This window comes from Flavicella marina (assembly GCF_009193215.1).
Taxonomy (GTDB): domain Bacteria; phylum Bacteroidota; class Bacteroidia; order Flavobacteriales; family Flavobacteriaceae; genus Flavicella; species Flavicella marina.
Genome location: NZ_VYVA01000005.1, coordinates 134,981 through 160,686, shown reverse-complemented (window position 1 = coordinate 160,686; position 25,706 = coordinate 134,981). Strand labels below are relative to the sequence as shown.

26 protein-coding genes are annotated in these 25,706 nt (G+C 33.5%); 12 read left to right on the top strand and 14 right to left on the bottom strand.

Going from position 1 to position 25,706, the window contains the following annotated elements; translation table 11 throughout:
* Positions 1 to 36: 36 nt before the first annotated feature.
* The 4 genes from F6P99_RS11420 to F6P99_RS11405 all read right to left on the bottom strand — a co-directional run bounded on the left by F6P99_RS11420 (position 37) and on the right by F6P99_RS11405 (position 3,824).
* The gene (locus tag F6P99_RS11420; protein ID WP_152287622.1) at positions 37 to 882 is read right to left on the bottom strand and encodes a helix-hairpin-helix domain-containing protein; all 846 of its coding nucleotides are present in this window, start codon (positions 880 to 882) and stop codon (positions 37 to 39) included.
* A gap of 6 nt (positions 883 to 888) precedes the next feature.
* Positions 889 to 2,487 carry an alanine/glycine:cation symporter family protein gene (locus F6P99_RS11415; RefSeq protein ID WP_152287621.1) on the bottom strand — a complete coding sequence of 533 codons (1,599 nt, stop codon included), beginning with the start codon at positions 2,485 to 2,487 and terminating at the stop codon, positions 889 to 891.
* A 101-nt stretch (positions 2,488 to 2,588) separates the two neighbouring features.
* Positions 2,589 to 3,578, bottom strand: a complete 990-nt coding sequence (locus tag F6P99_RS11410) for a potassium channel family protein (protein WP_226913068.1) — start codon at positions 3,576 to 3,578, stop codon at positions 2,589 to 2,591.
* An 18-nt stretch (positions 3,579 to 3,596) separates the two neighbouring features.
* Complete coding sequence (locus tag F6P99_RS11405; protein WP_152287619.1) at positions 3,597 to 3,824, bottom strand: PspC domain-containing protein; 228 nt, start codon at positions 3,822 to 3,824, stop codon at positions 3,597 to 3,599.
* Positions 3,825 to 3,985: 161 nt separating this feature from the next.
* Between F6P99_RS11405 and pyrF the strand changes: the two genes are divergently transcribed.
* On the top strand, positions 3,986 to 4,807 hold the full coding sequence (pyrF, locus tag F6P99_RS11400; protein ID WP_152287618.1) for an orotidine-5'-phosphate decarboxylase: 822 nt from the start codon (positions 3,986 to 3,988) through the stop codon (positions 4,805 to 4,807).
* Positions 4,808 to 4,892: 85 nt separating this feature from the next.
* Here pyrF and F6P99_RS11395 read toward each other — a convergent pair whose 3' ends face one another.
* The 6 genes from F6P99_RS11395 to F6P99_RS11370 form a co-directional block, all read right to left on the bottom strand.
* Entirely contained in the window at positions 4,893 to 6,053 is a 1,161-nt protein-coding gene (locus F6P99_RS11395) for a DUF1214 domain-containing protein (protein ID WP_152287617.1), read from the bottom strand.
* A gap of 300 nt (positions 6,054 to 6,353) precedes the next feature.
* The gene (locus F6P99_RS11390; protein ID WP_152287616.1) at positions 6,354 to 7,985 is read right to left on the bottom strand and encodes an ABC-F family ATP-binding cassette domain-containing protein; all 1,632 of its coding nucleotides are present in this window, start codon (positions 7,983 to 7,985) and stop codon (positions 6,354 to 6,356) included.
* Positions 7,986 to 8,082: 97 nt separating this feature from the next.
* Entirely contained in the window at positions 8,083 to 8,688 is a 606-nt protein-coding gene (locus F6P99_RS11385) for an SRPBCC family protein (protein WP_152287615.1), read from the bottom strand.
* Entirely contained in the window at positions 8,685 to 9,089 is a 405-nt protein-coding gene (locus F6P99_RS11380; RefSeq protein ID WP_152287614.1) for a hypothetical protein, read from the bottom strand. The genes F6P99_RS11385 and F6P99_RS11380 overlap by 4 nt, the downstream gene beginning before the upstream one ends.
* A 74-nt stretch (positions 9,090 to 9,163) precedes the next feature.
* Positions 9,164 to 9,745, bottom strand: coding sequence for a Crp/Fnr family transcriptional regulator (locus F6P99_RS11375; RefSeq protein ID WP_226913067.1), 582 nt, complete (start codon positions 9,743 to 9,745; stop codon positions 9,164 to 9,166).
* A 70-nt stretch (positions 9,746 to 9,815) separates the two neighbouring features.
* Positions 9,816 to 10,232 carry a Fur family transcriptional regulator gene (locus tag F6P99_RS11370; protein WP_152287613.1) on the bottom strand — a complete coding sequence of 139 codons (417 nt, stop codon included), beginning with the start codon at positions 10,230 to 10,232 and terminating at the stop codon, positions 9,816 to 9,818.
* A 110-nt stretch (positions 10,233 to 10,342) separates the two neighbouring features.
* On the opposite strand from F6P99_RS11370, the gene F6P99_RS13545 reads away from it, so the two are divergent.
* The 5 genes from F6P99_RS13545 to rlmF all read left to right on the top strand — a co-directional run bounded on the left by F6P99_RS13545 (position 10,343) and on the right by rlmF (position 15,975).
* The gene (locus F6P99_RS13545; RefSeq protein ID WP_152287612.1) at positions 10,343 to 10,756 is read left to right on the top strand and encodes a MerC domain-containing protein; all 414 of its coding nucleotides are present in this window, start codon (positions 10,343 to 10,345) and stop codon (positions 10,754 to 10,756) included.
* Positions 10,753 to 13,161, top strand: coding sequence for a TonB-dependent receptor (locus tag F6P99_RS11360; RefSeq protein ID WP_152287611.1), 2,409 nt, complete (start codon positions 10,753 to 10,755; stop codon positions 13,159 to 13,161). The genes F6P99_RS13545 and F6P99_RS11360 overlap by 4 nt, the downstream gene beginning before the upstream one ends.
* A 40-nt stretch (positions 13,162 to 13,201) precedes the next feature.
* Complete coding sequence (locus F6P99_RS11355; RefSeq protein ID WP_226913066.1) at positions 13,202 to 13,876, top strand: GTP cyclohydrolase; 675 nt, start codon at positions 13,202 to 13,204, stop codon at positions 13,874 to 13,876.
* Between the two features lie 188 nt (positions 13,877 to 14,064).
* Positions 14,065 to 15,027, top strand: coding sequence for a tRNA dihydrouridine synthase (locus tag F6P99_RS11350; protein WP_152287610.1), 963 nt, complete (start codon positions 14,065 to 14,067; stop codon positions 15,025 to 15,027).
* A 48-nt stretch (positions 15,028 to 15,075) separates the two neighbouring features.
* Positions 15,076 to 15,975, top strand: a complete 900-nt coding sequence (gene rlmF, locus F6P99_RS11345) for a 23S rRNA (adenine(1618)-N(6))-methyltransferase RlmF (protein ID WP_152287609.1) — start codon at positions 15,076 to 15,078, stop codon at positions 15,973 to 15,975.
* 186 nt (positions 15,976 to 16,161) lie between these two features.
* On the opposite strand, the gene F6P99_RS13435 is transcribed toward rlmF, so the two are convergent.
* Positions 16,162 to 16,320 (bottom strand): DUF5522 domain-containing protein, encoded by a 159-nt coding sequence (locus F6P99_RS13435; protein ID WP_193316066.1) that lies wholly within the window; start codon positions 16,318 to 16,320, stop codon positions 16,162 to 16,164.
* Positions 16,321 to 16,611: 291 nt separating this feature from the next.
* On the opposite strand from F6P99_RS13435, the gene sigZ reads away from it, so the two are divergent.
* The 3 genes from sigZ to F6P99_RS11330 all read left to right on the top strand — a co-directional run bounded on the left by sigZ (position 16,612) and on the right by F6P99_RS11330 (position 18,533).
* A complete protein-coding gene (gene sigZ / locus F6P99_RS11340) occupies positions 16,612 to 17,157 on the top strand; it encodes an RNA polymerase sigma factor SigZ (protein WP_152287608.1) in 546 nt (181 codons plus the stop codon).
* Between the two features lie 58 nt (positions 17,158 to 17,215).
* Positions 17,216 to 17,923 (top strand): class I SAM-dependent methyltransferase, encoded by a 708-nt coding sequence (locus F6P99_RS11335; RefSeq protein WP_152287607.1) that lies wholly within the window; start codon positions 17,216 to 17,218, stop codon positions 17,921 to 17,923.
* A gap of 73 nt (positions 17,924 to 17,996) precedes the next feature.
* On the top strand, positions 17,997 to 18,533 hold the full coding sequence (locus F6P99_RS11330; protein WP_226913065.1) for a DUF1684 domain-containing protein: 537 nt from the start codon (positions 17,997 to 17,999) through the stop codon (positions 18,531 to 18,533).
* Here the strand turns inward: F6P99_RS11330 and F6P99_RS11325 are convergent.
* Positions 18,521 to 19,504, bottom strand: a complete 984-nt coding sequence (locus F6P99_RS11325) for a DoxX family protein (protein ID WP_152287605.1) — start codon at positions 19,502 to 19,504, stop codon at positions 18,521 to 18,523. The two genes, F6P99_RS11330 and F6P99_RS11325, sit on opposite strands and share 13 nt — an antisense overlap.
* Before the next feature lie 10 nt (positions 19,505 to 19,514).
* A complete protein-coding gene (locus F6P99_RS11320; RefSeq protein ID WP_152287604.1) occupies positions 19,515 to 20,060 on the bottom strand; it encodes a DUF1599 domain-containing protein in 546 nt (181 codons plus the stop codon).
* Positions 20,061 to 20,279: 219 nt separating this feature from the next.
* On the opposite strand from F6P99_RS11320, the gene folP reads away from it, so the two are divergent.
* A complete protein-coding gene (folP, locus tag F6P99_RS11315) occupies positions 20,280 to 21,050 on the top strand; it encodes a dihydropteroate synthase (RefSeq protein ID WP_152287603.1) in 771 nt (256 codons plus the stop codon).
* Positions 21,051 to 21,259: 209 nt separating this feature from the next.
* Here folP and F6P99_RS11310 read toward each other — a convergent pair whose 3' ends face one another.
* A complete protein-coding gene (locus tag F6P99_RS11310; protein ID WP_152287602.1) occupies positions 21,260 to 21,850 on the bottom strand; it encodes a ribonuclease HII in 591 nt (196 codons plus the stop codon).
* Between the two features lie 214 nt (positions 21,851 to 22,064).
* On the opposite strand from F6P99_RS11310, the gene F6P99_RS11305 reads away from it, so the two are divergent.
* Positions 22,065 to 24,047, top strand: a complete 1,983-nt coding sequence (locus tag F6P99_RS11305; protein ID WP_152287601.1) for a putative porin — start codon at positions 22,065 to 22,067, stop codon at positions 24,045 to 24,047.
* A 24-nt stretch (positions 24,048 to 24,071) separates the two neighbouring features.
* Positions 24,072 to 25,634, top strand: a complete 1,563-nt coding sequence (locus F6P99_RS11300) for an NAD(P)/FAD-dependent oxidoreductase (RefSeq protein ID WP_152287600.1) — start codon at positions 24,072 to 24,074, stop codon at positions 25,632 to 25,634.
* The last annotated feature ends 72 nt before the right edge of the window (positions 25,635 to 25,706 follow it).

The window sequence follows — 25,706 nt, the reverse complement described above, 5'->3', positions numbered from 1 at the left end:
CTTTTGTTTAAAATACTAAACAAAAATACGACCTAATTATTCAGCTCGCAAATATAAAACTATTCTATCGTATTTATCAATTGGAAATTGTGGTATTTTTTTTATTTCAGAAATATCCTTGATTATTTTCACAGAATCTCTGTACTGAAAGATCAACTTGGTTGCTTCATAATCTAAATAAACGATAGATAAAACTTCTTTAAAACTTGCCTTATTGATATTTAATTTTACCAATTTTGGCTTCTGATAAATTTTATAATTTGCTTTTATTTTGTTTATTACATCAGCATCTAAACCCCACACCTCTTCAAGCTGACTCATTAAGGTGAACCCACCTAATTTACTTCTATACTTTACAATACGCTCCGACAAAACCTCCCCAACACCGTAAATCTCTTTAAAATCACTTGTGTTTGCTTTATTCAAGTCCTTAAATTTCACTGGTGCGACTTTCTTCGTATTCTGAACTGTTCGTTTTTTGTGTTTTGGAAATTTGAACCTTTTTGTCAATACTACAAGTAGCGAATCTGAAACTTTAGTGATCCGTTGAAACTCTTCAACACTAGTGCACCATTTCCCATTTTTACGAAAGACCAATAATCTATCAATTTCCCAGATAGACATCCCTAATTCATACCCTTGTGCATCTGTTATAAAGTTAGGATTGATCAAAAATTCCTTTTTTTGCTCTCTAACAACATTCTTTAATGAATCAATCCTCGAATTCAAAGCAAGTATTTCACTCTCGTTTTCTTCAACAAATTTATCATGGCTAGCATAAAAAAAATACACTATTTGCAATAGCACCAAAAAACTCAAGAAATAAAAAACCCCATTCCGTTGTCTTTTGTTATAAACGAAATGGGGTCTTAATTTTTTCATAGTAAATTATTCTTTGATAGCCTTTAAATATCTTTTTAATTCATCTTTCACTTTAGGAGCTAAAATCAACAACCCTAAAACATTTGGAAAAACCATTGCAAAAATCATAGAATCCGAAAACTCTACTACTGAATTTAAACTTGAAGAGGCCCCTATTATTACTACCAATAAAAATAATCCTTTATAGGTTAAATCAGAAACTCTTCCCTTACCAAATAAATATTTCCATCCCTGAATTCCATAGTAAGACCAAGACAACATCGTAGAGAACGCAAATAATATTACAGCAATTGTCAAAATTAATGAGAAATTTGGAATCGCTGAATCAAACGCAACAGAAGTTAAATCTACTCCTCCAACACTTTTACCAGAACTATTAAGAACCACACTACTACCATCTAAATTTCCATAAATAAATAAATTACTTTTGATATTCGTAATCACAATCACTAAAGCAGTCATTGTACATATTACAACAGTATCAACAAACGGACCTATAGATGCCACAATACCTTCACTTGCCGGGAAGCGTGTTTTTACCGCTGCGTGAGCAATTGACGCAGAACCAACACCTGCTTCATTTGAGAATGCTGCTCTTCTAAAACCTTGAATCATAACTCCGATAACACCACCTACAACTGCTTTATTCCCAAAAGCACTTGACCATATCTGTCCTAACCCTTCAGGTACTACATCAACATTCATAAAAATTATGACAAAAGCGGCACCTACATAAAGAATCCCCATAAATGGAACTATCTTTTCCGTAACCTGACCAATACGTTTTATTCCCCCTATAATCACGGCTCCAACCAAAATTGCCATTATCACACCAAACCAAAACCCATCTTTTACGTCGAACAAAACTTTTAATTGGCTTGCAGCTTGATTTGACTGAAACATATTACCTCCTCCAAAAGAACCACCTACAACAAAAACTGCATAAATTGCGGCCAATACTTTTCCGAGGCCCATCATGTTTTTTTCTTTTAATCCTTGTTTCAAATAATACATTGGACCTCCATAAATTTTACCATCTGTTCCAACTTCACGATATTTTACACCCAAAGTTGCCTCTACTAATTTGGTCGACATACCAAGAAAACCAGCTAGAATCATCCATAAGGTCGCTCCTGGCCCACCGATTGCAATTGCTACAGCAACCCCAGCAATATTCCCTAAACCAACGGTTGCGGATAGCGCAGCTGTTAAAGCCTGGAAATGGGTTACCTCACCAACAACACCTTCGTGCTGCGGGCTTTCAAAAACATCACCACCTGGAGTAGGGTCCCCTGCTACAGTATCAACACTATGATGATCTACGGCATCATACTTTCCTTTGGCTGCATTAAAAGCCACTCCTAACAATCTAACATTCGCGAACTTAAAATACATCGTAAAAAAAAGTGCACCTAACAACAAAACTATTAACACAATCGGTACAGAAATCCCAACAATTGATACCGGATAAAACACGATAGAACCTATCCAATCTGCAAAAGGCTTGAATTCTTTTTCTATTTTTTCATCAATCGATAGCTCCTTCGCAAATCCAAAAAATGGCATTATCATTACAGCAAGGCTCGTTAGTAAGTTAGGCTTCATAAAATTCTGGTTCTTAATTTAATATTGAATGCAATATAGGAACTTCTCATGATATTTAATTTTTCATTTGAAAAACTATACTGTATACACAAGAGTTTCTTTTAAAACAATGTTTTGATTTTTGCTATTTGATCAGGTCTTCCTAAAAGGATCAGGTTTGATTTTGGTTCCAAAATCATATCCGAAGATGGATTAATAATGTACTCTCCATTCCCTGTAATAAAACCAATAACACTGCACCCGGTCGTTCTTCTTAAATCTAATTCTCGAATCGACTTGTTCAGATATTTACTTGGCAAATCTTCTACAGAAATCTCTTCCAAATTCGCGTAGCTTTCACCATCTAACGAGATCCTATTTACAAATTCAACCAAATCTGGAGTTACGACTAAAGATGCCATATGGTCTCCACCTAATTTATCAGGCATTATCACATTATCAGCCCCAGCAATCTTTAATTTTTTCTGAGACGACTCATTGTTGGCCCTACTCACAATATTCATTTTAGAATTCAACTGCCTAGCAGATAACACAACATATAAATTATCTGCATCTGATGGAAGTGCCGTAATCAAGTTTTCAGCATTTTTAACCCCTGCTTCTAACAACGAATCATCATCTGTCGCATCACCTTCAATATAAAAGAAACCTTCTTCTTCAATCTCTTTCAATAGTTCAGGAGATTTTTCTATAATAACACAAGATTTTTTAAAGTTTTGTAATTTAGAAACTGCTTGTCTACCATTTCTACCATAGCCACAAACAATGGTATGGCCTTCTAACTGCTGAATCTTTTTTACCATTTTATTTTTTTTAAGTTCTTCCATTAAATTACTATTCGAGAAAAATTCTGACACCACAGCAACTAAATAACCATAGATACTAATGCTAGTTAGAATTAAAAAAACTGTAAACAATTTTGCTCCATCACTCAATGGATTTACTTCACTAAACCCAACTGTTGTAATCGTAATTATGGTCATATAAAGACCATCTATAAACGAAAAGTCGAACAGGGATGAATAACCAATTACCCCTAGAATAATTGCTCCTAAAAAAAGGACTGCAGCCTTGTAAATTTTAGATGACAAATGATTAATTTTTTTAAATTACAAATCAAAAACAGAAGTTCTTTTGGTGTATACCATATCTTTCAACTTAAGCAAAAATGCTAGCATAAGATACAATCCAAAAGAGACTCCAAAAGTAACGAACGACAAGTAAATAAATAGGAGACGAATATTTTTTACGCCTATTCCTAAACGTTCAGAAAAACGCGTAGAGACATCAAAGCCATGCCTCTCAAAATAGTGTCTTATCTGGTGAATCCAATTCATAACTCTTTATTCGAATAATTTTTATGCAAGATAGCAAAAGCATTGAAATATTTCAATGAATCCATTGGTTTCCTCTTTAAAAAAAACAACAAGAAGCTTTGCTTATAAAAACTTTCACAAAAACTTTGAAAAGTATATTTTTGCCATTCAAAATCTTAGCAATGACAAAACAAGAATTAATCGAGCAAATCAAACTAAAAAAATCGTTTTTATGTATTGGTTTGGATGTAGACATCAACAAGATACCGAAACATTTGCTGGAAACAGAAGACCCAATTTTTGAATTCAACAAACAAATTATTGACGCTACACATCATTTAGCTGTTGCTTATAAACCAAACACAGCATTTTACGAGTGTTATGGTTTGGAAGGATGGAAGTCTTTAGAGAAAACGATTGCTTATATCAACGAAAAGCATCCTGAAATATTTACAATCGCCGATGCGAAACGTGGGGATATTGGTAACACTTCAACGATGTATGCCAAAGCATTTTTCGAAAATTTAGATTTTGATTCTGTTACCGTTGCCCCTTACATGGGTAGTGATTCTGTAGAGCCTTTTCTAGCTTTCAAAGATAAGTTTACCATAATGCTCGCTTTGACATCAAACAAGGGAGGTTTGGATTTCCAAGCACAACAGGTTGCTCAAGATGAAAAATTATACCAAAATATACTAAAACAGTCATTGACTTGGAATAACAACGAACAATTGATGTATGTTGTAGGTGCTACAAAAGCAGAATATTTTAAAGGGATCAGAGAAATTGTGCCAAACCACTTTTTATTAGTTCCAGGCGTTGGAGCTCAAGGAGGAAACCTACAAGACGTTTGTAAATATGGATTAAACAAAGATTGTGGTTTATTAATCAACTCTTCTAGAGGAATTATTTATGCCGGTCAAGGAGAAGATTTTGCCACCATCGCTCAAGAAAAAGCAAAAGAACTTCAAATCGAAATGGAAACAATTTTAAACGAAATGTAAAATACATTCGATTTCATCAAATTTAAGTAAAAACAAAAAAGCGACACATGGTGTCGCTTTTTTTTATTATAAATTCTGACAAGGGCTATTGTCTAGTAACCTCTTTCATCATAAACACTGGATTCAATCTATTCGGAACAGCATCTTTATTATTAGCACGTAGTACTTGATCTGTAACGCCGTAATACCTCAAAGTAAAAGTAAAGTCTTGTCCTTTGGTATCGATATTGTTTTTTGCACCCTCACCACAATTGAATGAAATGGTAACTGTGTTATCACTGTTCACTTCCCAAGTATTGCTATTGATATTTTTCACATCTTCATCTTCGAATAAATAACGTTGCGCATCATATACCGTAATCGATGTAAAATATACCGATTCAGGATTCATAAATGTAGTGCTATAACTTTTTTTACCATCGTACATTTTAGAGTTGCTATACAGATTAGATTCATTCACAATCGGTGAGGCTCCACCCCAACCCAAGGCACATTCTAAATTCCATTGGTGACGATCTGTAACATCTTTTTCATTTCTTGGAAACGTGTAATAAAATGCTTTTCCTACAACCTCGCTTCTCAATGCATCTGTTTTCGCATCTACTGCAGCAAAATCGTAATTCGGAACTTTAAAGTCTCCCGACACCAATCCCCATGTAGTTAATTTATTTTGATTTTCTTTCGCAACTTCTATCCCTTTTTCTAAACCACTTCTAAAAATTAAAAAAGCATGTGTAGTACCATCGGCAGTATCTAAATTAAGTGTATGTTTTCCTTTCGTTACAATATAATGCTGACCATGACCATACTGATCTACTACTTGAACAGAAGTGTACACCAAAACATCTTCTGGAATTTCAAAAGATATTTTACCATTCACTACTTTGGTAATCGCAACTGAATACAAACAATCGTGATTCATTTGTACAGTTGGTGCTTTCGCTCCTCTTGGAGCCATGATACGTAAATGAACCAACCCCTCATTTGCTCCTTTAGCCATCCAATTGCGATAATTCTTAGCTGTTTCTGCATGTGCGTAATTTTCATCTGTAATCTGAAGAACTTCCCCATCCATGAACTCCGCCTTACCGCCTGCTTTTTGATAGGCAATGGCGCTATCAATAATTTTAGACTCGATGATAGCCGCAGTAGTTGTTTCGTTAGTTTCTGTTTTTTGAGCTTCTTTACAAGAACTTACAATTCCTACAATAAGCAATGCAATCCATACTAGTTTACTATTTTTCATAATGTTTGTTTTATATAGTCTATAAATATAAAAAAACTATAGACTTTGTTTGGTACACCAAAGGAAAAACATCTCCTTAATATTTTTATTTTGATTAGAGTCAAGCAGATGAACTAAGCACTAAAAGAACTGGGTTTACCGTTGAAATAACAATTTAAACTATTGAATCCATATATCAATGTTTGCTATTTTTTAAAATGGACATAAGAATTACCCTTCGACGAGTTTAGGATACAGAAGGTCACTAATCAAAATAAAAGTCGAAATCAAAGTCTGAGTTTGAGGAAGACTTGTTTTTGACTATAAATCTATTTGCTTCAATGTTTCAATTTTATTACGTTCTAAGAAAGCATCTATGGTTTCAAAATGCTCAATTACACGTTTGTCTTTAAATTCAAACACTTTTTGAGAAAGACCTGTTAAAAAATCACGATCATGTGAAACTAAGATTAACGTTCCGTCAAAATTCAATAACGCCTCTTTTAACACGTCTTTTGATTTGATGTCTAAATGATTTGTAGGCTCATCTAATATCAAAACGTTTACGGGTTCTAATAACAGCTTGACCATCGCCAATCGAGTTTTCTCACCTCCAGAAAGCATACCTACTTTTTTATCTATGGCATCACCAGAAAACATAAAACGTCCTAAAATATTTTTTATCTGAGTTCTAATATCTCCCTTAGCAACCTGATCTACTGTTTGAAACACCGTTAATTGTTCGTCCAATAAAGCAGCTTGATTTTGTGCAAAATACCCCACTTTGGCATTGTGACCTAGTTCGCAAGTCCCTTCAAACTCAATCTCACCCATAATAGCCTTGATCATGGTAGATTTACCTTCACCATTCCTTCCTACAAAAGAAACTTTTTCTCCTCTAGAAATAGACATATTTGCATCATTAAAAACGACATGTTCTCCGTACGACTTGGACAAGCTTTCTGCCTGAACCGGATAATCTCCAGATCTTGGTGCTGGAGGGAATTTTAGAGCTAAAGCTGAATTATCTACCTCATCTACTTCAATAATTTGCAACTTTTCTAACATACGTTCTCTATCTCTTACTTGATTCGTTTTAGAGAATGTTCCTTTAAATTTATCGATAAAAGCCTTAGTATCGGCAATAAATTTTTGCTGTTCTTTATAGGCTTTTATTTGATGCTCTCTTCGCTCTTCTCTTAAAGTAAGGTAATGAGAATAATTTGCTTTGTAATCGTAAATTCTTCCCATAGTAACTTCTATGGTTCTATTCGTAATCGTATCAATAAATGCCTTGTCATGAGAAATAACCACAACTGCCTTTGCTTTATTCAATAAAAAATCTTCCAACCAAATCACAGATTCTATATCAACGTGATTAGTAGGTTCATCTAATAATATCAAATCGGGTTTCTGCAATAATATTTTTGCCAACTCGATACGCATACGCCAACCTCCACTAAACTCACTAGTCTGACGAGTAAAATCTTCACGTTTGAAACCTAAGCCCCCTAATGCTTTTTCAACCTCAGCATCATAATTTACATCTTCAAGTGCATAGTATTTTTCACCTAAATCAGATACTTTTTCAATGATTTTCATATAATCATCAGAGTCATAATCCGTACGAGTTTCTAACTCTTTGTTCAGACGATCCATTTCATCACGCATTTCAAAAACATGCGCGAATGCTTTTTCAGCTTCTTCAAAAACAGTACAATTATCCTCTGTCAACAAATGCTGTGGTAAATAAGCAATCACAGCTTCTTTTGGACAACGAACATTCCCTCTAGTAGCTTTTTGAACCCCAGCAATAATTTTCATCATCGTAGATTTTCCGGCTCCATTTTTACCCATTAGGGCAATTTTATCATTTTCATTAATTACAAAAGAAACATCACTAAAAAGTGTTTCTCCACTAAACTCAACCGCTAAAGCATCTATTGAAATCATTTGTCATTTTTTAAGAACAGCGAAAATAAGGAAAAGCTTTGGTATTAAAAATTTAAGACTACATCTAAAAGCCTTTCTTCATCGAAAAATTGAGTAATTATTTTGAAAGTATATTTCTCATAGCACTAAAAGTTTTATAGGGCATTTCGTCTATCGACGCGTTGACAAGCCAAGCTGGAATTTTTTGTGAAGGTTCGCAATGAAACATGTACGTAATTAAAATAGATTCACCGAAATTCTCTAATAATATATAACCCCTTGCCATTTTCAACATGTTTTTAATGAACATGTTTCTATTGGATCCAGTTATCCGAATTTTTAGATTACCTATTCTTTTTTCTTCAAATTTCATCTGGTAATTCATACCTTCATTTGCATAAGGCCAAGGATAATCAGTTTCCATAAAAAAAGTCAATTCATTCGCCTCAAGATCGATCAATTTTGCAGATGCTGTAAAGGCAAACCAATTCGGATAATTTTCTACATCTTTCAATAGTTTAATCACGGTCGCTTGGGAGGCTTGAACTGACATAATAGCTTTAAAAGCTACATACTTACTTCCCCGAACACTAGCAACATAAACTTGTATCCCGTTTTTATCTTTCACAAGTCTCCATGCTTCTTGTGCATGAACCTCATTCTGAATTACAACTTGAAGTAATAAAAACATGATTAAATTTATTACACCAACTCGATTTTTCATAATTTTTGATCACGATATAGTTTCACAAAATAATACACGAAAAAGACGGTAAAAATAAAATCTCCAACAACGATGATAAGAATTAGTGAATTTGCCAAACCATGTTTGTATAATTGCAATTCGGCAAGTGCAAACGCAAATTTACCTACTCCACCAATCAATGCTATCCCATGATACTTAACAGGGTTGTACGCAACCAACAAATACCCCATGAAAAACAACAAAGTAGTCCCCCAAGCGCCTTTGTAGATTTCCTGAAACAAAGGATCTGAAAGTTCTCTATCAAATAAGTTTTGAAAAGTATAGGCGGTATTAAAATAACCAAAAAAAGCTCCTAAAAGATTCCATAGAGCAGCAAAAACAAATAACACTGTAAAAAGCGGATATTCTTTATTTCTCATAAAACGAAAATTAAAAGTTATAAGCCGCAAAAGTAACCTGGAAAAGTAAGCGTTTTATTTACATAGGTAAAGAACTAGATTTCTGTACTCATTTTATTTCGTATTCTACTTAACTGAGTAGCACTAACACCTAGATAAGATGCTATATGGTACTGCGGAATCAACTGTTCTACACCAGGATATTCTTTTCTAAAAATCAAATAACGATCTTCTGCTTGCAACAGAGCCATTTCCAATTCCTTTTTTTCTTTCAACACAAAAAAGTATTCTGCAATTTTTCTCCTTAATCTTTCAATCTCAACGGAGTTTTTAGATAGTTTTTCAATTGCAACCAAAGGGATTTTCGTAATAATGCATTCTGTCAAAGCTTGTTGCGGTAAACGATTAGGTTGACCAGTAATTAATGAGACATAAGAACCTACAATATTTGGAGCTTTGAACAATGTTTTGTTGTATTCCTTTCCAGCTTCAGTTGCATAAAAAGAACGCACAATCCCTTTCGTCAAAAACCCTATTTCCTTAGATATTTCACCTTCTTTAACAAAGTACGCCCCTTTTTTTAGCTCAATCTCAACCATATTAGCAGAAAGCAATAACCAAGTATCCTCTGATATACTACTTATGTTATTTAGAAAATCATAAATATTGTCTTTCAAACTCAAATAAATTTTACAAATAACTCATCATTAAAAACAAGAAAGATTGGAAACATCACTTTAAAAACTTCTATGATTGACATTGAGGACAATCCCCTTCTAATGTTAGTTTTGCATTTTTTATTAAAAAACCTTTCGCTCCTTCTATATGAGGAATTTTTATGTCATTGATACAAAAGGTTTCATTACAAGAATTACAAATAAAATGCGCATGATTATGCACATGCTTGATAGAACTGCATTCTGAATGACAAATAGCATAACGTGTTAAATTACTTTTATCAGGGACTCTGTGTATGAGTCCAGTTTTTTCAAATGCATCTAAAGCTCTATATATAGTTACCTTATCGGTAGTATGTCCTAATATATTTTTAACCTCTTCGGCTGTTAAAGACGAATTCGAATCATAAAACAAAGACAACAACTCCTTTCTAAAAGTTGTTTTTCTCAATCCGTGTTCTTTCAACACCAAGTCCAAATCTGTCATTCTACCATTTTTTTAATTTCGAAAACAAATATAATATTTAAAACGCAATTTAGTTGCGTTAACACAAAAAACCTTTATATTTGCAACCGAGTTGCGTTAAAGAAACAAACATGTTAAAAATTTTTATCAAATCAGATACCATCGGATGTGTTACAAGTATATTGTGCTTGATACACTGCTCAATAACTCCTATACTATTTATGACATGGACTTCTACATCGTTACAAATGGAAGAGAGTCATAGTTTGTGGCATTTATTGGACTATCTATTTTTGATTGTTTCTTTCTTCGCAATATATAAAACAGCCACAAGGACAAGAAAAAATTGGTTAAAAATAGGATTTTGGTCCAGTTGGTTCTTTCTATTAACCCTATTGATAAATGAAAAACTTACTGTTTTAGAGCTTTCAGAATCTCTAATTTATCTTCCGACAATTTCAATTATTATATTACACAGTTATAATCTATTACAACCTTTACAGGTAAAACCCTCTCAATCTTCCATCAAACATTCGATCCAATGAGGTTTTTATCTATACTTTTAATCTTATTTTTTAACTGTGTTACTTGGGCTCAGTCAGACTCATGTGAGCACTCTGTTTCAGGAACAATACTCGACATCGAAACAAAAGAACCAATACCCTATGTTACGATTAAAATTATGGGTTCAGAGAAATACACCACGACTGATTTGAATGGTAACTTTATCATTAATGGTTTGTGCACAAACAATAACACAATTATTGCTTCGTGCTTTGGGTATTGCGACTCTGTCTGTGAAGATTACCATCAACATGGAAAATCACCACATATTTATTTGAAGCAAGACGTGTTGGAACTGAAAGATGTAACAATACACGCAAAAAAAAGAATTGAAGAAGGTGTAAAAACAGTTTCTAAAAGCACTATAGAACTAGAAGAAATAAAGAACAACCCAACCCAAACATTGGCATCTTTACTATCTCAAACAGAAGGTATTTCCTTCGTTTCAACAGGTTCGAACAATCAATTGCCAATCATCCACGGATTGTATGGAAATAGAATCCTTGTTTTAAACAACGAAATTAAACATGGTTTTCAGAATTGGGGTACAGATCATGCTCCAGAAATTTCATTGAGTTCGGCACACAATATCACTATTATAAAAGGTGCCTCGGGAGTAAGATACGGACCAGAAGCTTTAGCCGGTACCATCATCGTAGAGCCAAATCCTTTGTACCTTAACGAACCTTTATACGCAAGTGTAGAAACAGGATATCAAACCAACGGAAAGGGTATCTTTACGAATATCGAATCGGGTATTGGTTTTGAAAAATGGAGTTATTTCATCAATGGAAATTTCACCAAGATTGGAGATTTACATAGTCCTGATTACAGTTTGACAAATACTGGTAAAGAAGAAAAATATTTCGGATTCGGTACCAGGTACCAACATAAAAGCATCGATGTAAAAGCACATTATAGCTATGTCAATCAAAATTTAGCTTTGCTAAGGTCGTCTATTGCAGACAGTGGAAACGCCTTTGTAAATGCAATCAATTCTGACAAACCATTATTCATTACTCCTTTTTCATACGACATAAATGCGCCTAACCAAAAAACAGATCATCATTTTTTAAAATTGAAGATGGATTGGTGGTATGCCGATAACGGAAAAATCACTTTTAAATCAGGAACACAACTCAACAAAAGGCAAGAATTCGATGTAAGACGAAATTCAGACAAACCGATTATTGATCTAGATTTAATTACGCAGGATTATCAACTAGAATGGAATCATCCTGATTGGTATAAACTTGATGGATTGATCGGAGTGCAGTTTTTCAATCAAGATAACGACAACAACCCAGGAACCGGAACAACACCTTTGATTCCTAATTACAATACACACAGTTTTAGCGCATTTATTGTAGAAAGTAAAACATTCGACAAAAACACTTTTGAGTTTGGTAGCCGAATCGATTTTGTAAGCAACGATGTAAGAGGAAGAGAAACAAATCAAAACATCTATAGAGACCAATATCAATTCAACAATATTACATTTAGCTTAGGGGTTGTTAGAGAAGTTTCTGAAAAAACAACATTCAGATCGAATCTCGGTGCTGCATGGAGAACTCCAAATATGATCGAACTTTATGGTTTTGGACAACATGGATTTAAAACTACTTATGGATTATTGAGATACTATGTAAATAGTGATGGTGAATTAAAGACTGACAAAGTTATTAAAATGGAAGACAGTTCTGTAAAACCTGAAAAAGGGTACAAATTCATCAATGAATGGCAACATCAAAATAAAGATAATACGGTTAAAGCAACTGTTTATGGTCATTATATAGAAAATTTCATCTACAACAGACCATTGGCTGTACTCGGGACAATTAGAGGGCCTATGCCTGCTTTTATATACGATCAATCGAACGCGGTGTTTTTAGGAACTGATTTTAGTTGGAAAAAACAATGGTCGAAGCAAATAGCTGGTTTGTTCGGGTTTAGTTATTTGTGGTCGAAAAACATAGAAAAAAACGAACCGTTGATCAATCAGCCTCCGGTTACCACAAATTATCAAGTAACTTGGACGAAAAAGAACGTTTGGAAGTTTGATACTTCAACTATTTCTATAAGACCCAGTTATACGTTTCAACAGTACCAAGCTCCGAGAACGATTCCTCCAGAAGATTTGATCGACGGCTCGGTTATCATCACTCCAGAATCAGAAATTTTTGATTTCAAAGCTGCTCCTGAAGGTTACTTTTTGATGGATGTAGCTTGGAGAATTCAAATAAAAAATGTGAATGCAAGTATCACGGTACAAAATGTATTCAATACTGCATATAGAGATTACCTAAACGAAATGAGATATTTCGCAGATGAACCTGGAAGAAACTTTTTATTCACACTTAGATATTCATTCAAGTCAAAATCTTAAACACAAATAAAATAATCTATTTAAAATCAATAATAAAAAAATGAAAACAGAAATGAACACCTTCAACCTACTAAAAAGACTAAGCTTTTGGTCACTACTAACAGTTTCATTGATAAGCATCAGCTGTAGCAATGATGACGAAGTTCCTCATGAAGAAAACGACCTAGAAATCATCACAGATATAAAACTAATTTTCACTAACGAACTAGATGCCAATGATGTAGTTGAAGCTAGAGCTGAAGATCCTGATGGAGAAGGAGTTGAAGAGCTAGAGGTTTTAGATGCAATCAACTTAGATGCTAATAAAACCTATATCTTAACATTTGACATTGAAAACCATTTAGCCGAAGAAGAAGAAGAAGAAGAACATGAAGAAGAAGAACATGGACATTCACATGGATTTGATATAACTGAAGAAATTGAAGAGGAAGCAGAGGAACATCAAATATTTTTTAGCTTTACAAACGATGCATTTTCAAATCCTTTAGGAAATGGAAATATTGACAACGCTTCAGATGCTATCAACTACAATGATTTTGACGAAAATCAAAATCCTCTAGGCTTATCTACAACCTGGACTACAGAATCTTCTCAAGTATCAGGTGGTACATTTACGGTAAGACTACAGCATCAACCAGACATAAAAACAAGTTCTTCTGGTGCAAATGATGGTGATACTGATTTTGAATTAGAATTTGTATTAAACATCCAATAATAATAATAATAATAATAATAATAATAATAATAATAATAATAATAATAATAATAATAATAATAATAATAATAATAGAAAAAGCCCTTAATTAAATTAAGGGCTTTTTTCTTTCAATAACTTCTTACTCTTGTTTTCAAAAAGCTACTCGATCTAAATATTAGTGTATCTTTGCAGCCTAGAGAAAAAGCATGAGCCTAACATTACTTTCCTCACCTTTACAAGGGTTTACAGATTTTAGATTTCGAAATGCCTTTCATAAATATTTTGGAGGAATCGACACTTTTTATGCACCATATATTCGCATGAATGGAAAAATCGTGATTAAAAATTCTTATAAAAGAGATCTCGAATTAGCAAATAATGACACCTTAGAAGTCATTCCACAAATAATGACCAATTCTGATGAAGAATTTCTTTTTGTGGTAAAATATATTCAAGAATTAGGATACAAAGAGTTGAATTGGAATTTAGGTTGTCCTTACCCCATGGTAACAAAAAAAGGAATGGGCTCGGGTCTCATCTGTCAACCCCAGAAAATCGACCATATCTTAAAAAGAGTTCATAACGAAACAGACATCACAGTTTCTATGAAAATGCGCATGGGATACGACAATCCTGATGAAATTCAAGATGTTTTTCCGATACTTGACAAATACCCTTTGAAAAACATTGCGATACATGCGCGTATTGGGAAACAACTATACAAAGGCGGAGTAGATTTAGATTCCTTCCAAAAATGCATTGACAACACCAAACACAAACTCTATTACAATGGTGACATTACCAGTGTTGCTTCATTTCAAAAACTACAAGAAAGATTTCCGAGCATTGACCATTGGATGATAGGAAGAGGTTTGATAGCCGACCCTTTTTTGCCAAAAATGATTAAAGAAAACACTACAAAGTATCCTGAAAATGCTATCGATACTTTCAGAACTTTTCATGACACTATATATCAACAATACGATGAATTTCTTTCCGGCCCCACTCCTATTAGAATGAAAATGTTAGGTTTCTGGGAGTATTTCTCTCAATCTTTTGACAACCCACAAAAGGTTTTCAAAAAAATTAAAAAAGCCAAAAACATCAATAATTACCAAGTCGCAGTAAAAGAAATTTTAGCCAATAAAGAATTCAAAGGGTTTCAATAAGTTTTTTTGAAATCTGCGCTAGTATGAAGATCAATAAAAGCTGTACACATGTCAGAAAAAAACCTATTGCACCCAAGAAACAAACACAAAAGTCGTTACAACCTTATTGCTTTGTCTGAAAGTTTCCCGAATTTAAAACCATTTATAAAACAAAACAAGCACGGTGATCTTTCTATTGATTTCTCTGACCCAACTGCAGTAAAAATGCTAAATAAGGCCTTGCTATTTAAATATTACAATATCAAAGAATGGGATATACCTGAAGGCTTTTTATGTGCGCCAATACCAGGTCGAGTAGATTATATTCACTATCTAGCTGATTTGCTTGCTGAAAACAACAATGAAATTATCCCTACAGGAACTGAGGTTTCCTGTTTAGACATCGGTGTCGGAGCTAATTGTATTTATCCAATACTCGGGCATCAAGAATATGGTTGGTCTTTTGTAGGAGTGGATATTGAAAAAAAATCATTGAGTGCTGCTAATCATATAGTCAATACTAACAATTTAGAGAATCATATATCACTACGCTTTCAGGAAAACACGAAAGATATTTTTAGAGGAATTATACAAGAGAACGATTTTTTTGATGTTAGCATCTGTAATCCTCCTTTTCATGCTTCTAAAGATCTGGCAGCTGCTGCTTCACGACGAAAAGCAAAAAACTTACAATTAAAAAACAAAGACATTCTAAACTTCGGAGGTCAACAGAATGAGTTATGGTGTGATGGAGGGGAAATTGCTTTTTTAAAGAATATGTGCCGACAAAGTAAGCACTTCAGTAAAAACATTACTTGGTTTACAACATTGGTCTCAAAAAAAGAAAATGTACGTCCTTTAAAAGTACTATTGAAAAAACTAGAGGCGAAAAGTATAAAAGTGATTCCAATGGGACAAGGAACAAAAATCAGTAGGATTTTAGCCTGGAGCTATACCCAAAACCTGTAAAAACTCATTAAAGTATTCACCCTTCGACAGGCTCAGGGTTCAGATTGGAGACTGAGCTTGTCAGAGTCGCATTCCGCTATAAAAAAAGAGAACTCATTTTACCAATCAAAACAACAAAAGTTTAGTTTGGAGACTGAGCTTGTCGAAGTCTCAATTCAAACTTCATCAATTAAAGAAAACAATAATTTATTTAAACGAATCTGTTTTTTTATCATAGTTATAAGGGCAATGTTTACAACCACTTTTACAACAATACCCTCTTTTTAGGTGATACTGCTCTGTAAATACTCTATAACCTTCTTCATTCCAATAAAAATCTCCTTCTTCAAGTGTTGGTAAATTCATCTTATTTTTCTTAAGCAAAGCAAAAGTAGTGCTTCTAGAGCTTCAAAAGAATATTTTAGAAAATATTTCAATGAATTTTGCATCTTTTTTGACTTTACTGCGTCTTATGAGTAACTTTAACTATTAAATAATGCAATTATGAAAAATACAAACTGTACATGCAATTGTGACGCATGTAAAAACGGACAATGTGCAAACTGTACTTGTGAATCTTGTACCTGCACAAATTGCAATTGTTAATCAACTTTCCTTCTCTGTAGTCAATTATGGAGAAGGAATTAATTTCAAGTAATGCAAACAGAAAAAATATATTCAGATTTTTCAGCAGCTTTGAAAAAATTTATTCTAAGCAAAGTAAAGAATGAAACCATCGCTGATGATATTTTACAAGAAGTATTTATTAAAATCCATCTGCATAAAAACGAACTGCAACAAAAAGATAAATTAAAATCATGGCTTTTTCAAATAGCCAACAATACCATTCTCGATTATTTTAGAAAAAGAGAGCTTGTGCTTCCTGATTCTGATAAAAACATCAGACTAGAAAATCCTGAAAAAGATCATCATGATGCTACAGATTGTTTAGTGCCCTTAATTTTAAAACTTCCGAAAAAATATAAAGACATACTTATTTTAACCGAAGTTAAAGGATTCAAACAAAAATATGCCGCTGATCAACTCAACATCAGCTTACCAGCAGCGAAGTCTAGAATACAACGAGGTAGAGAATTACTCAAACAAGGATTTATGGATTGCTGTGATTACAAGTTGGATGAAAATGGATTTTTAAAAGGGGCACATAAGAACAAAGAAGATTGCAAGGTTTGCAATTCATAGAAGTACATAATTATATTTCTATTACTTAGCTATTTTGCTAAATTTGCACAAAAAAAACATGTCAAAAGACGTTTACGGAAACGCATTGATAGATTATCAAAATCAGCAGACCACGGAAGAATTAGTTACCTACTCTTCTATCGCTGGTGAAGATATTATGCCTCTCGCCTACTTATTTCGCTCTTTTGACCAAATGCCACAACTAGAACAAAACGCATTACATCTTTGTACTGGAAAAATTTTAGACCTTGGTGCGGGATCTGGAAGTCATTCACTTTATCTTCAAACTAAAAACAAAGATGTTTTAGCTCTTGATATTTCTGAGGGTGCCATAGAAGTTTGTAAAAACAGAGGTATTAAAAACACCCTTTTAAAAAACATTTGGGAGTTTCAAAATCAGAAATTTGATACGATCCTCGCTTTGATGAATGGAACTGGAATCTGTGGAAAATTAGAAAAACTTGCACCATTTTTAGTACACCTAAAATCGCTTCTTAACCCTAAAGGTCAGATTCTTATCGATTCTTCTGATTTGATTTATATGTATGAAGACGAGCAAGGTGAGCATTGGATTCCAAGCAATCTAAATTATTACGGAGAAGTTGACTTTAAAATGCAGTATAAAAACGAAGTGAGTGACACATTCCCATGGCTCTATGTTGATTACAACACTTTGCAACGCTGCGCTATTTACAACGGCTTCAAATGCGAATTGATTTTAGAAGGAGCCCATTACGATTATTTAGCAAAACTTACCTTATTATAATATGAAACATCTATTTATCCTATTTTTTACTTGCCTAAGTTTCCATTCCATTGCCCAAACTAAACAACAGAGTTTGAACTTTCAAAACGAATTAAACGCACGCTTTGCGAACGACGATACTTCTCCTTTAAAAAACAAAGATCGAAAACAATTTCAAGCACTTCCATTTTTTGAATGGAACAAAGCCTATGTTGTAATAGCTTCTGTACGACTTACTCCAGACGCACCTTTGTTTAAAATGGAAACCACAACAAATAGAAACCCTTTATACCAGCAATATGCTGTTGCTACTTTTTTGCTGAATGGACAAAAGCAAACTTTAAAAATTTATCAAAGTCAAGATTCTAAATTCAGTTTTGACTATAAAGACTATCTTTTTCTGCCATTTAAAGATCTAACCAATGGTGAAGAAACCTATGAAGGAGGTCGTTACTTAGACGTATTTATTAGCAATATTATCAATGGTGAAATTTTGTTAGATTTCAACCGAGCTTACAATCCATATTGTGCATACAACCACAATTACTCTTGTCCGATACCGCCCGTAGAAAATCATTTAAACACAAAAATTGAAGCTGGAGTAAAAAAGGGATTTATTCAAAAAGATTGATCCAAAAATATTACTTCATCAACATCACGCCAATTCCATTTACCAACCACTGTACCTTTATTCAAAGTTACAATTCCAGGGTTAGATCGAATGATTGTTTTTAACGTTGTCCCGTCACAAAACAAAAAATCAAATGGCAAATCAAACTCTTTCTGAATAGCAATCGTTGTCTCAGTAGAAGAAGCCGAAACACCATACACCATATACCCTTTTTTTTCTGCTTGTAAAGCAAGTTCTTTCATTCCAACAAAACCTGTAAGAGATGCATTTTCGATCTCATAACTAATCAATAGCAATACCTTATCTGCACTCAAAATAACTTCTGTCAAATCTTCGGTTTCTGACTCTAAAAAGAAATCGTGCACTGGAGGTAATTCATCACTATCATCAACATACTCCATTCCTTGTTGAATATTGTTTCCGATGGCATAAGCTCTAAAATCAATAATAGGCAAGTGCACCAAAACATAATAGGTGACATATATAAATAGAACAAAAAAACCAATCGAAATAGTACGCAATATCTTATCACTCAACACTGTAGTAATCGATGAAATATTCAGCATTAATGGTACTAAAAGCACCAACAAAATAACATTCTTATAAAAAGTATCCCAAGGACTCAATTTTAAAGCATCACCAAAACAACCGCAATCTGTAACTTTATCATAATAAGCAGAATACCATGTTAGAAACAGAAACAACAAATTTATTACAAACAATGAGAGAACAGTAAGTTTTGGTTTATAACCTAAAAGCAAGGTTATACCCAACATAATCTCTACTAAAATAAGTAAAATTGAAAATGGCAATGCAACAGGAATCAAAAATTCTAGATTCAATACATCAGCACCAAAATATTCTTCAAATTTATAAGAAGAACCTAAGGGATCAACAAGTTTCACAAAACCAGAATACAAAAATGTAACTGACACAAGTAGTCTAGCTATGAACACAATAATTCCCTTCATGTCTTTTTAATTAAGATGTTGCTTGTCCTAAATGAATCATCGCAAAAACCGCATAATTTATCATGTCTTGGTAATTTGCATCCAACCCTTCAGAAACGATTGTTTTACCTTTATTATCTTCAATCTGTTTCACGCGCAATAATTTTTGCAATATCAAATCTGTTAAAGAACTCACACGCATATCTCTCCAAGCTTCTCCATAATCATGGTTTTTATTCTCCATTAATGTCTTGGTGATATCGATATGTTTTTTGTACAATGCAACCGCCTCTTTTGTATTTAGATCAGGTTGCTCAGCAATACCTTTTTCTAACTGTATTAGAGCCATGATTGAATAATTGATAATCCCAATAAATTCAGAAACTTCACCTTCATCAACTTTTCGTACTTCGTTTTCTTGCAACTGACGTATTCTTTGTGCTTTTATAAAAATCTGATCTGTTAGAGATGTAAGACGTAAAATTCGCCATGCACTTCCATAATCAGTCATTTTGTTTTCGAATAAAGTACTACAAGTAGCTATAATAGCATCGTATTGTTGAGCAGTGTTTTGCATAAATAAGATTCAAAATATTATTGTAAATTTCGCCCAAAATATCTTTGCATTTAATAGCGAAATAATTGCAAACGAAATTAAAAAAAAGTTTATCAATTACCTCATTTTATTATGGAATTGTTACACTACTAAAACGAAAGCTGATTCTCTAGGAATCCTAACGACATGTATACAATCAACTGCAAAGGAAAACTCATCGATTTGTCAAAACCCAGAATAATGGGAATTTTAAATATTACTCCTGATTCATTTTTTGACGGAGGTAAATACAACGATTTGACAAGTGTTAATAAACAGGTCTCAAAAATGCTCAAGGAAGGAGCTACTTTTATAGATGTTGGAGCCTACTCATCAAGACCTGGTGCTACACACATATCTGAAGGTGATGAGTTTCAGAGAATTGTACCAATAGTTGAATATTTAACTGAGAACTTTCCGGAAATCGTACTTTCAATAGATACATTTAGAAGTAACATCGCTCGAAAATGTATTGAAGCTGGTGCAGCAATCATTAACGATATTTCTGGAGGAAATGCCGATACAAAAATGTTTGAAACCGTTGTCGAATTGCAAGTACCTTATATTATGATGCACATGCAAGGCACTCCTCGAAACATGCAAGAAAACCCAAGCTATTCGAATATCACACAAGAAATTTTAACTGATTTTGCAAAAAAAGCTGCTACATTAAAAGAAATGGGGTTAAATGATTTGATTGTAGATGTAGGTTTTGGTTTCGGAAAAACAATTGAGCATAATTACGAATTGTTAAAAAATCTCGATTTGTTTCATGCATTAAACACTCCTATTTTAACAGGTATTTCTAGAAAATCGATGTTGTACAAACCCCTAAACACATCTCCTATAAATGCATTAAATGCCACCACTGTTGCTAACACTATAGCCTTGCAAAAAGGAAGTCAAATTTTAAGGGTTCATGATGTAAAAGAAGCTAAAGAAGCAATAGAAATCACTGAGCTATTAAAATAAACCTCAAAAAAAAGCCCAACTTTCGCTGGGCCAATTTATTGATTTACTTTATACAATCTCTCCAAATTGTATTTAAGCATGCTGATTTAAAATAAAATCAATTACTCGTAATCAAAAAAATTAAACATGTGACAAATGTATTGGACCAATGGAATTTAAAATAAAACATATGTCCAATAAACCGCAACAAAAAAAAAGTTATACTTTATTTATTGTTCTTCAGAAAGTAATCTGAAGGTCTTGCGATGGTATTTACAACTGCCATTTTCGGCAATTGCTTTTCGATGTGCTTTTGTTGGATATCCTTTGTTTTGTTTCCAGTTATAACATGGAAATTCTTCATCCAGCTTTTCCATGATTTCATCCCGATAAGTTTTTGCCAATACCGATGCAGCGGCAATATTTAAATATTTCCCATCTCCTTTTACAATTGTTTCATGCGGTATATCTCTATAAGAATTAAATTTATTTCCATCGACAACAATAAACTCAGGTAACTGTTCTAACCTATCTATAGACTTGTGCATCGCCAAAAGAGATGCTTGTAAGATATTTATTTTATCGATAGTTTTTTCATCAACAATACCTACGCCGAAACTAAGTGCATGCTTTTCAATATAAGGACGTAATTCTCGCCGTTGTTTTTCAGAAAGTTTTTTAGAATCATTTAACAACGGGTGTTTAAAATTTTTAGGCAATATAACCGCCGCTGCTACTACTGGACCCGACAAACATCCCCTTCCGGCTTCATCCGTACCAGCCTCTAATGAAAATTTTGAATATTTTAATTTTAAAGACATAAGCTAAATAAACGCTGTAAAAATACTATTTTCTGAAAAGATACTAATGAAAATTATGACTGGATATTATCCATAAAAAAGGCTAATTTTCAACATTACAAAAGTCGTAGATTCTCAATAAAAAATTTACCTTTGCGACTGATATTTATAAGCGCTTATTTTCAACACAATAAACAAAAGAAAACTGGCAACTATAAAATCTTGAACACTATTTATGAAGAAGTTTTTATTTACTTTATACGTTATCTTATTTTCTTTAAGCAGTTATGCTCAAGAAAAAGATAGTATTCAAGAACCAGAAATTTATAATCTAGATGCGCTAGCTCCCAAAAAAGGACAGCCCCTTGCAGCTAGGAGTAATGAAAAAGATGATGGTGTAAAAGTAGATCCTGAATCTGGAAAAACTGATTACAAACTTTATAAAATTATCACCCACGAAAAAGATACCGTTTTAGTCGACACTACGTTGTCTATTCAAAGCCAATACGAAATCAATTATTTAAGAAAAGATTTATTTGGTAAACACGCATTTCAAAATCAAGGTCAGGTTTTAACGCAATTAACCTACGATTACAACGACCAAGAAATATTGCCGAGGATGGGACAAACCCCTCGTCATGAAACGTATAATGAAATTGAAGATGTTGCGTATTACAAAGTACCAACACCTACAACTGAAATCATGTACCGAAATGGTATAGAACAGGGACAAGTATTAGATTCAAAAATCGCTATCAATGTTAGCGAAACTATGAACTTTTCATTGGGTTACACAGGACTGAGATCTTTAGGTGCCTATCGTAGTTCTTTATCTAGCTTCAAAAATTTTGTTGGTACCTTTTCTTACCAATCAAAAAACGATCGATACAGACTTCGATTCCACAACACGAATCAAAGAATTGAAAATCAAGAAAATGGTGGCTTAACAGAAATTGCACAGGGTTTCTTCGAAGCCAACGACTCTGAATATAGTGATCGAGGTAGACTTGATGTGAATCTAGAAGATGCATCATCTGTATTGAATGGAAAAAGGTATTATGTCGATCATAACTTTAAACTTTTCACTACAAAAGACACCATCCCGAAAAAAATATCAAATATAAAGCTTGGACATATTTTCAATTACGAAACAAAACAGTTCAACTTTTTAAAGCCCACCAGTACGGATTATTTTGGAAATTATTTCTCTGCTGAAACAAATGACATGACATCTTATAAGTCGATGGACAATAAAGCCTATATGGACTTTACCTCTCCATATCTTTTAGGAAAATTTAGAGCAATTGCGGGCTATCATTATTACTACCAAGGTTATCGAAATGTAGTTAATACTGGAAATGGGACCATACCAAATCAAATTAAAAATGATGCCGTTTCTATTGGTGCTAATTGGAAGGCGGCAATAAAAACTATACATCTTAATGCAAGTGCTTCGACGATTATCGCTGGAAGTATAAACGGTAACAATTTATTTGTAGAAGCTGCTTTTAAAAACAGTAAAAAAGTAAATATATCTGCTTCATTACAGCTAAATTCGAAAGCACCAAATGTCAATTATCAATTCTTTCAAAGCAACTTTATAGAATACAATTGGTCAAATAATTTTAAAAACATCAATACCAGAAACTTGAATTTCAATTTGGCTACAAAATGGATTCAGGCTACAGCTTCTTTAACACAAATAGAAGACTTTGTGTATTTCAATGAAGATGCTCAAGCAAAACCAACGCAACACAATGAAACTATCAATTACTTTAAACTTCGTGCGCACAACGAAATCAAAGTTGGGTACTTCGCATTAGATACTGATTTCATTTATCAAAATGTAGCGAGTGGCGCAAATGTTTACAAAGTACCTGATGCTATTTTAAGAAGTACTTTTTATTTTTCTAAGGTCTTTTTCGAAAAAAAATCTTTGTATTTACAAACCGGAATTATTGGTAAATACTTCACTTCTTATCAAGCTAACAATTACAACCCTGTTTTGGGGGAGTTTACACTACAACAAACAGATTTTATTGGTGGCAAACCGATCTTTGATGCCTTTATAAATGCACAAATAAGAAGAACACGATTGTATTTTACATTCGAAAACTTAATGCAATTGACTGGCAAAAATTATTATTACTCTACACCGAACAAACCCTACACCGATTTTAAAATCAAATTTGGGTTTGTATGGAACTTCTTTAAATAGTACTTAAATTATAACCTCAATTTTATGCCTCAAGAAATTCAACTCCAAGTAAAACCAAAAGTTGCGGCTACTGAATGGTTATTAAAAAAAGAAGTTGCCTACAAATTAAAAGTTTCAAGTGATGATATTTCACATGTAGAAATTTTAAAACGCTCTATTGATGCAAGACAAAAAGCTATCAAAATCAATTTAAAAGTAGCGGTATTTATACACGAAGAATTCAAAGAACAACTTCCTCAACTTCCCATTTATCCAAATGTAAGTGCTAACGAAGAGGTTTTGGTTGTTGGCGCTGGACCCGCAGGCTTATTTGCAGCCTTAAAACTGATAGAAAAAGGTTTAAAACCAATCGTTCTTGAACGTGGTAAAGATGTTCGTGCAAGAAGACGTGACTTAGCAGCTATCAACAAATTACACATTGTAGATGAAGACTCAAACTATTGTTTCGGTGAAGGAGGAGCTGGAACTTATTCTGATGGAAAATTATACACCCGTTCAAAAAAACGTGGAGATGTAAACGCAATACTTGAGTTATTGGTAGCATTCGGAGCTACTAAAAATATTTTGATCGATGCACATCCACATATAGGAACAAACAAACTTCCGAAAATTATTGCTGCCATGCGTGAGACAATTATCGCACATGGTGGCGAAGTATTATTCGAATCAAGAGTGACTGATATTCGAATAAAAAACAATGCTGTTGTCGGTGTTACGTTGCAAAACAACACAAAGATAGATGCAAATAAAATGATTTTAGCAACAGGTCATTCTGCGCGAGATATTTTTGAATTACTACATCAAAAAGAAATCTTAATAGAAGCAAAACCATTTGCTTTAGGAGTACGTGTCGAACACCCTCAAAGTCTAATTGATAGCATCCAATACAAATGTGATATAAGAAGTGAGTATTTACCTCCTGCTCCATACAGCATTGTAAAACAAATAAAAAACAGAGGTGTGTACTCATTTTGTATGTGTCCTGGCGGAATCATTGCTCCTTGTGCTACAAGTCCTGGTGAAGTAGTAACGAACGGATGGTCTCCTTCAAAAAGGGATCAACCTACCTCCAACTCGGGTATTGCAGTAGAGCTTCGCATCGAAGACTTTAAAGAATATCAAAAATTTGGGCCTTTAGCAGCCATGGAATTTCAAAAAAACATCGAACAAAAAGCGTGGAGACTAGGTGGTGAAACCCAAAAAGTACCAGCGCAACGCTTGACGGATTTTACACGAGGAAAGTTATCTAACGATATTCCTAAAACATCTTACCAACCGGGAACGACATCTACTGAATTAGCTGAAGTATTTCCGAATTTTATATATAAAACGTTGCAAGATGGTTTCAAACAATTCGATAAGTCGATGCGTGGTTATTTAACAAATGAAGCCGTGGTTCATGCTCCGGAATCTCGAACTTCATCCCCAGTAAGAATTCCAAGAAACGCCGATACACTAGAACACCCTCAAATAAAAGGTTTGTATCCTTGTGGTGAAGGTGCTGGTTACGCCGGTGGTATTATTTCTGCCGCTATAGATGGTGAAAAATGTGCAGAGCAATGTAAAATCAGCATATCAAACAGTTAACTACTTTCTTGTTTAATTCATCAGGATTTTCAAGCTTTTTTAGATATTTGCTTAACTTTGCAGAGCAAAAAT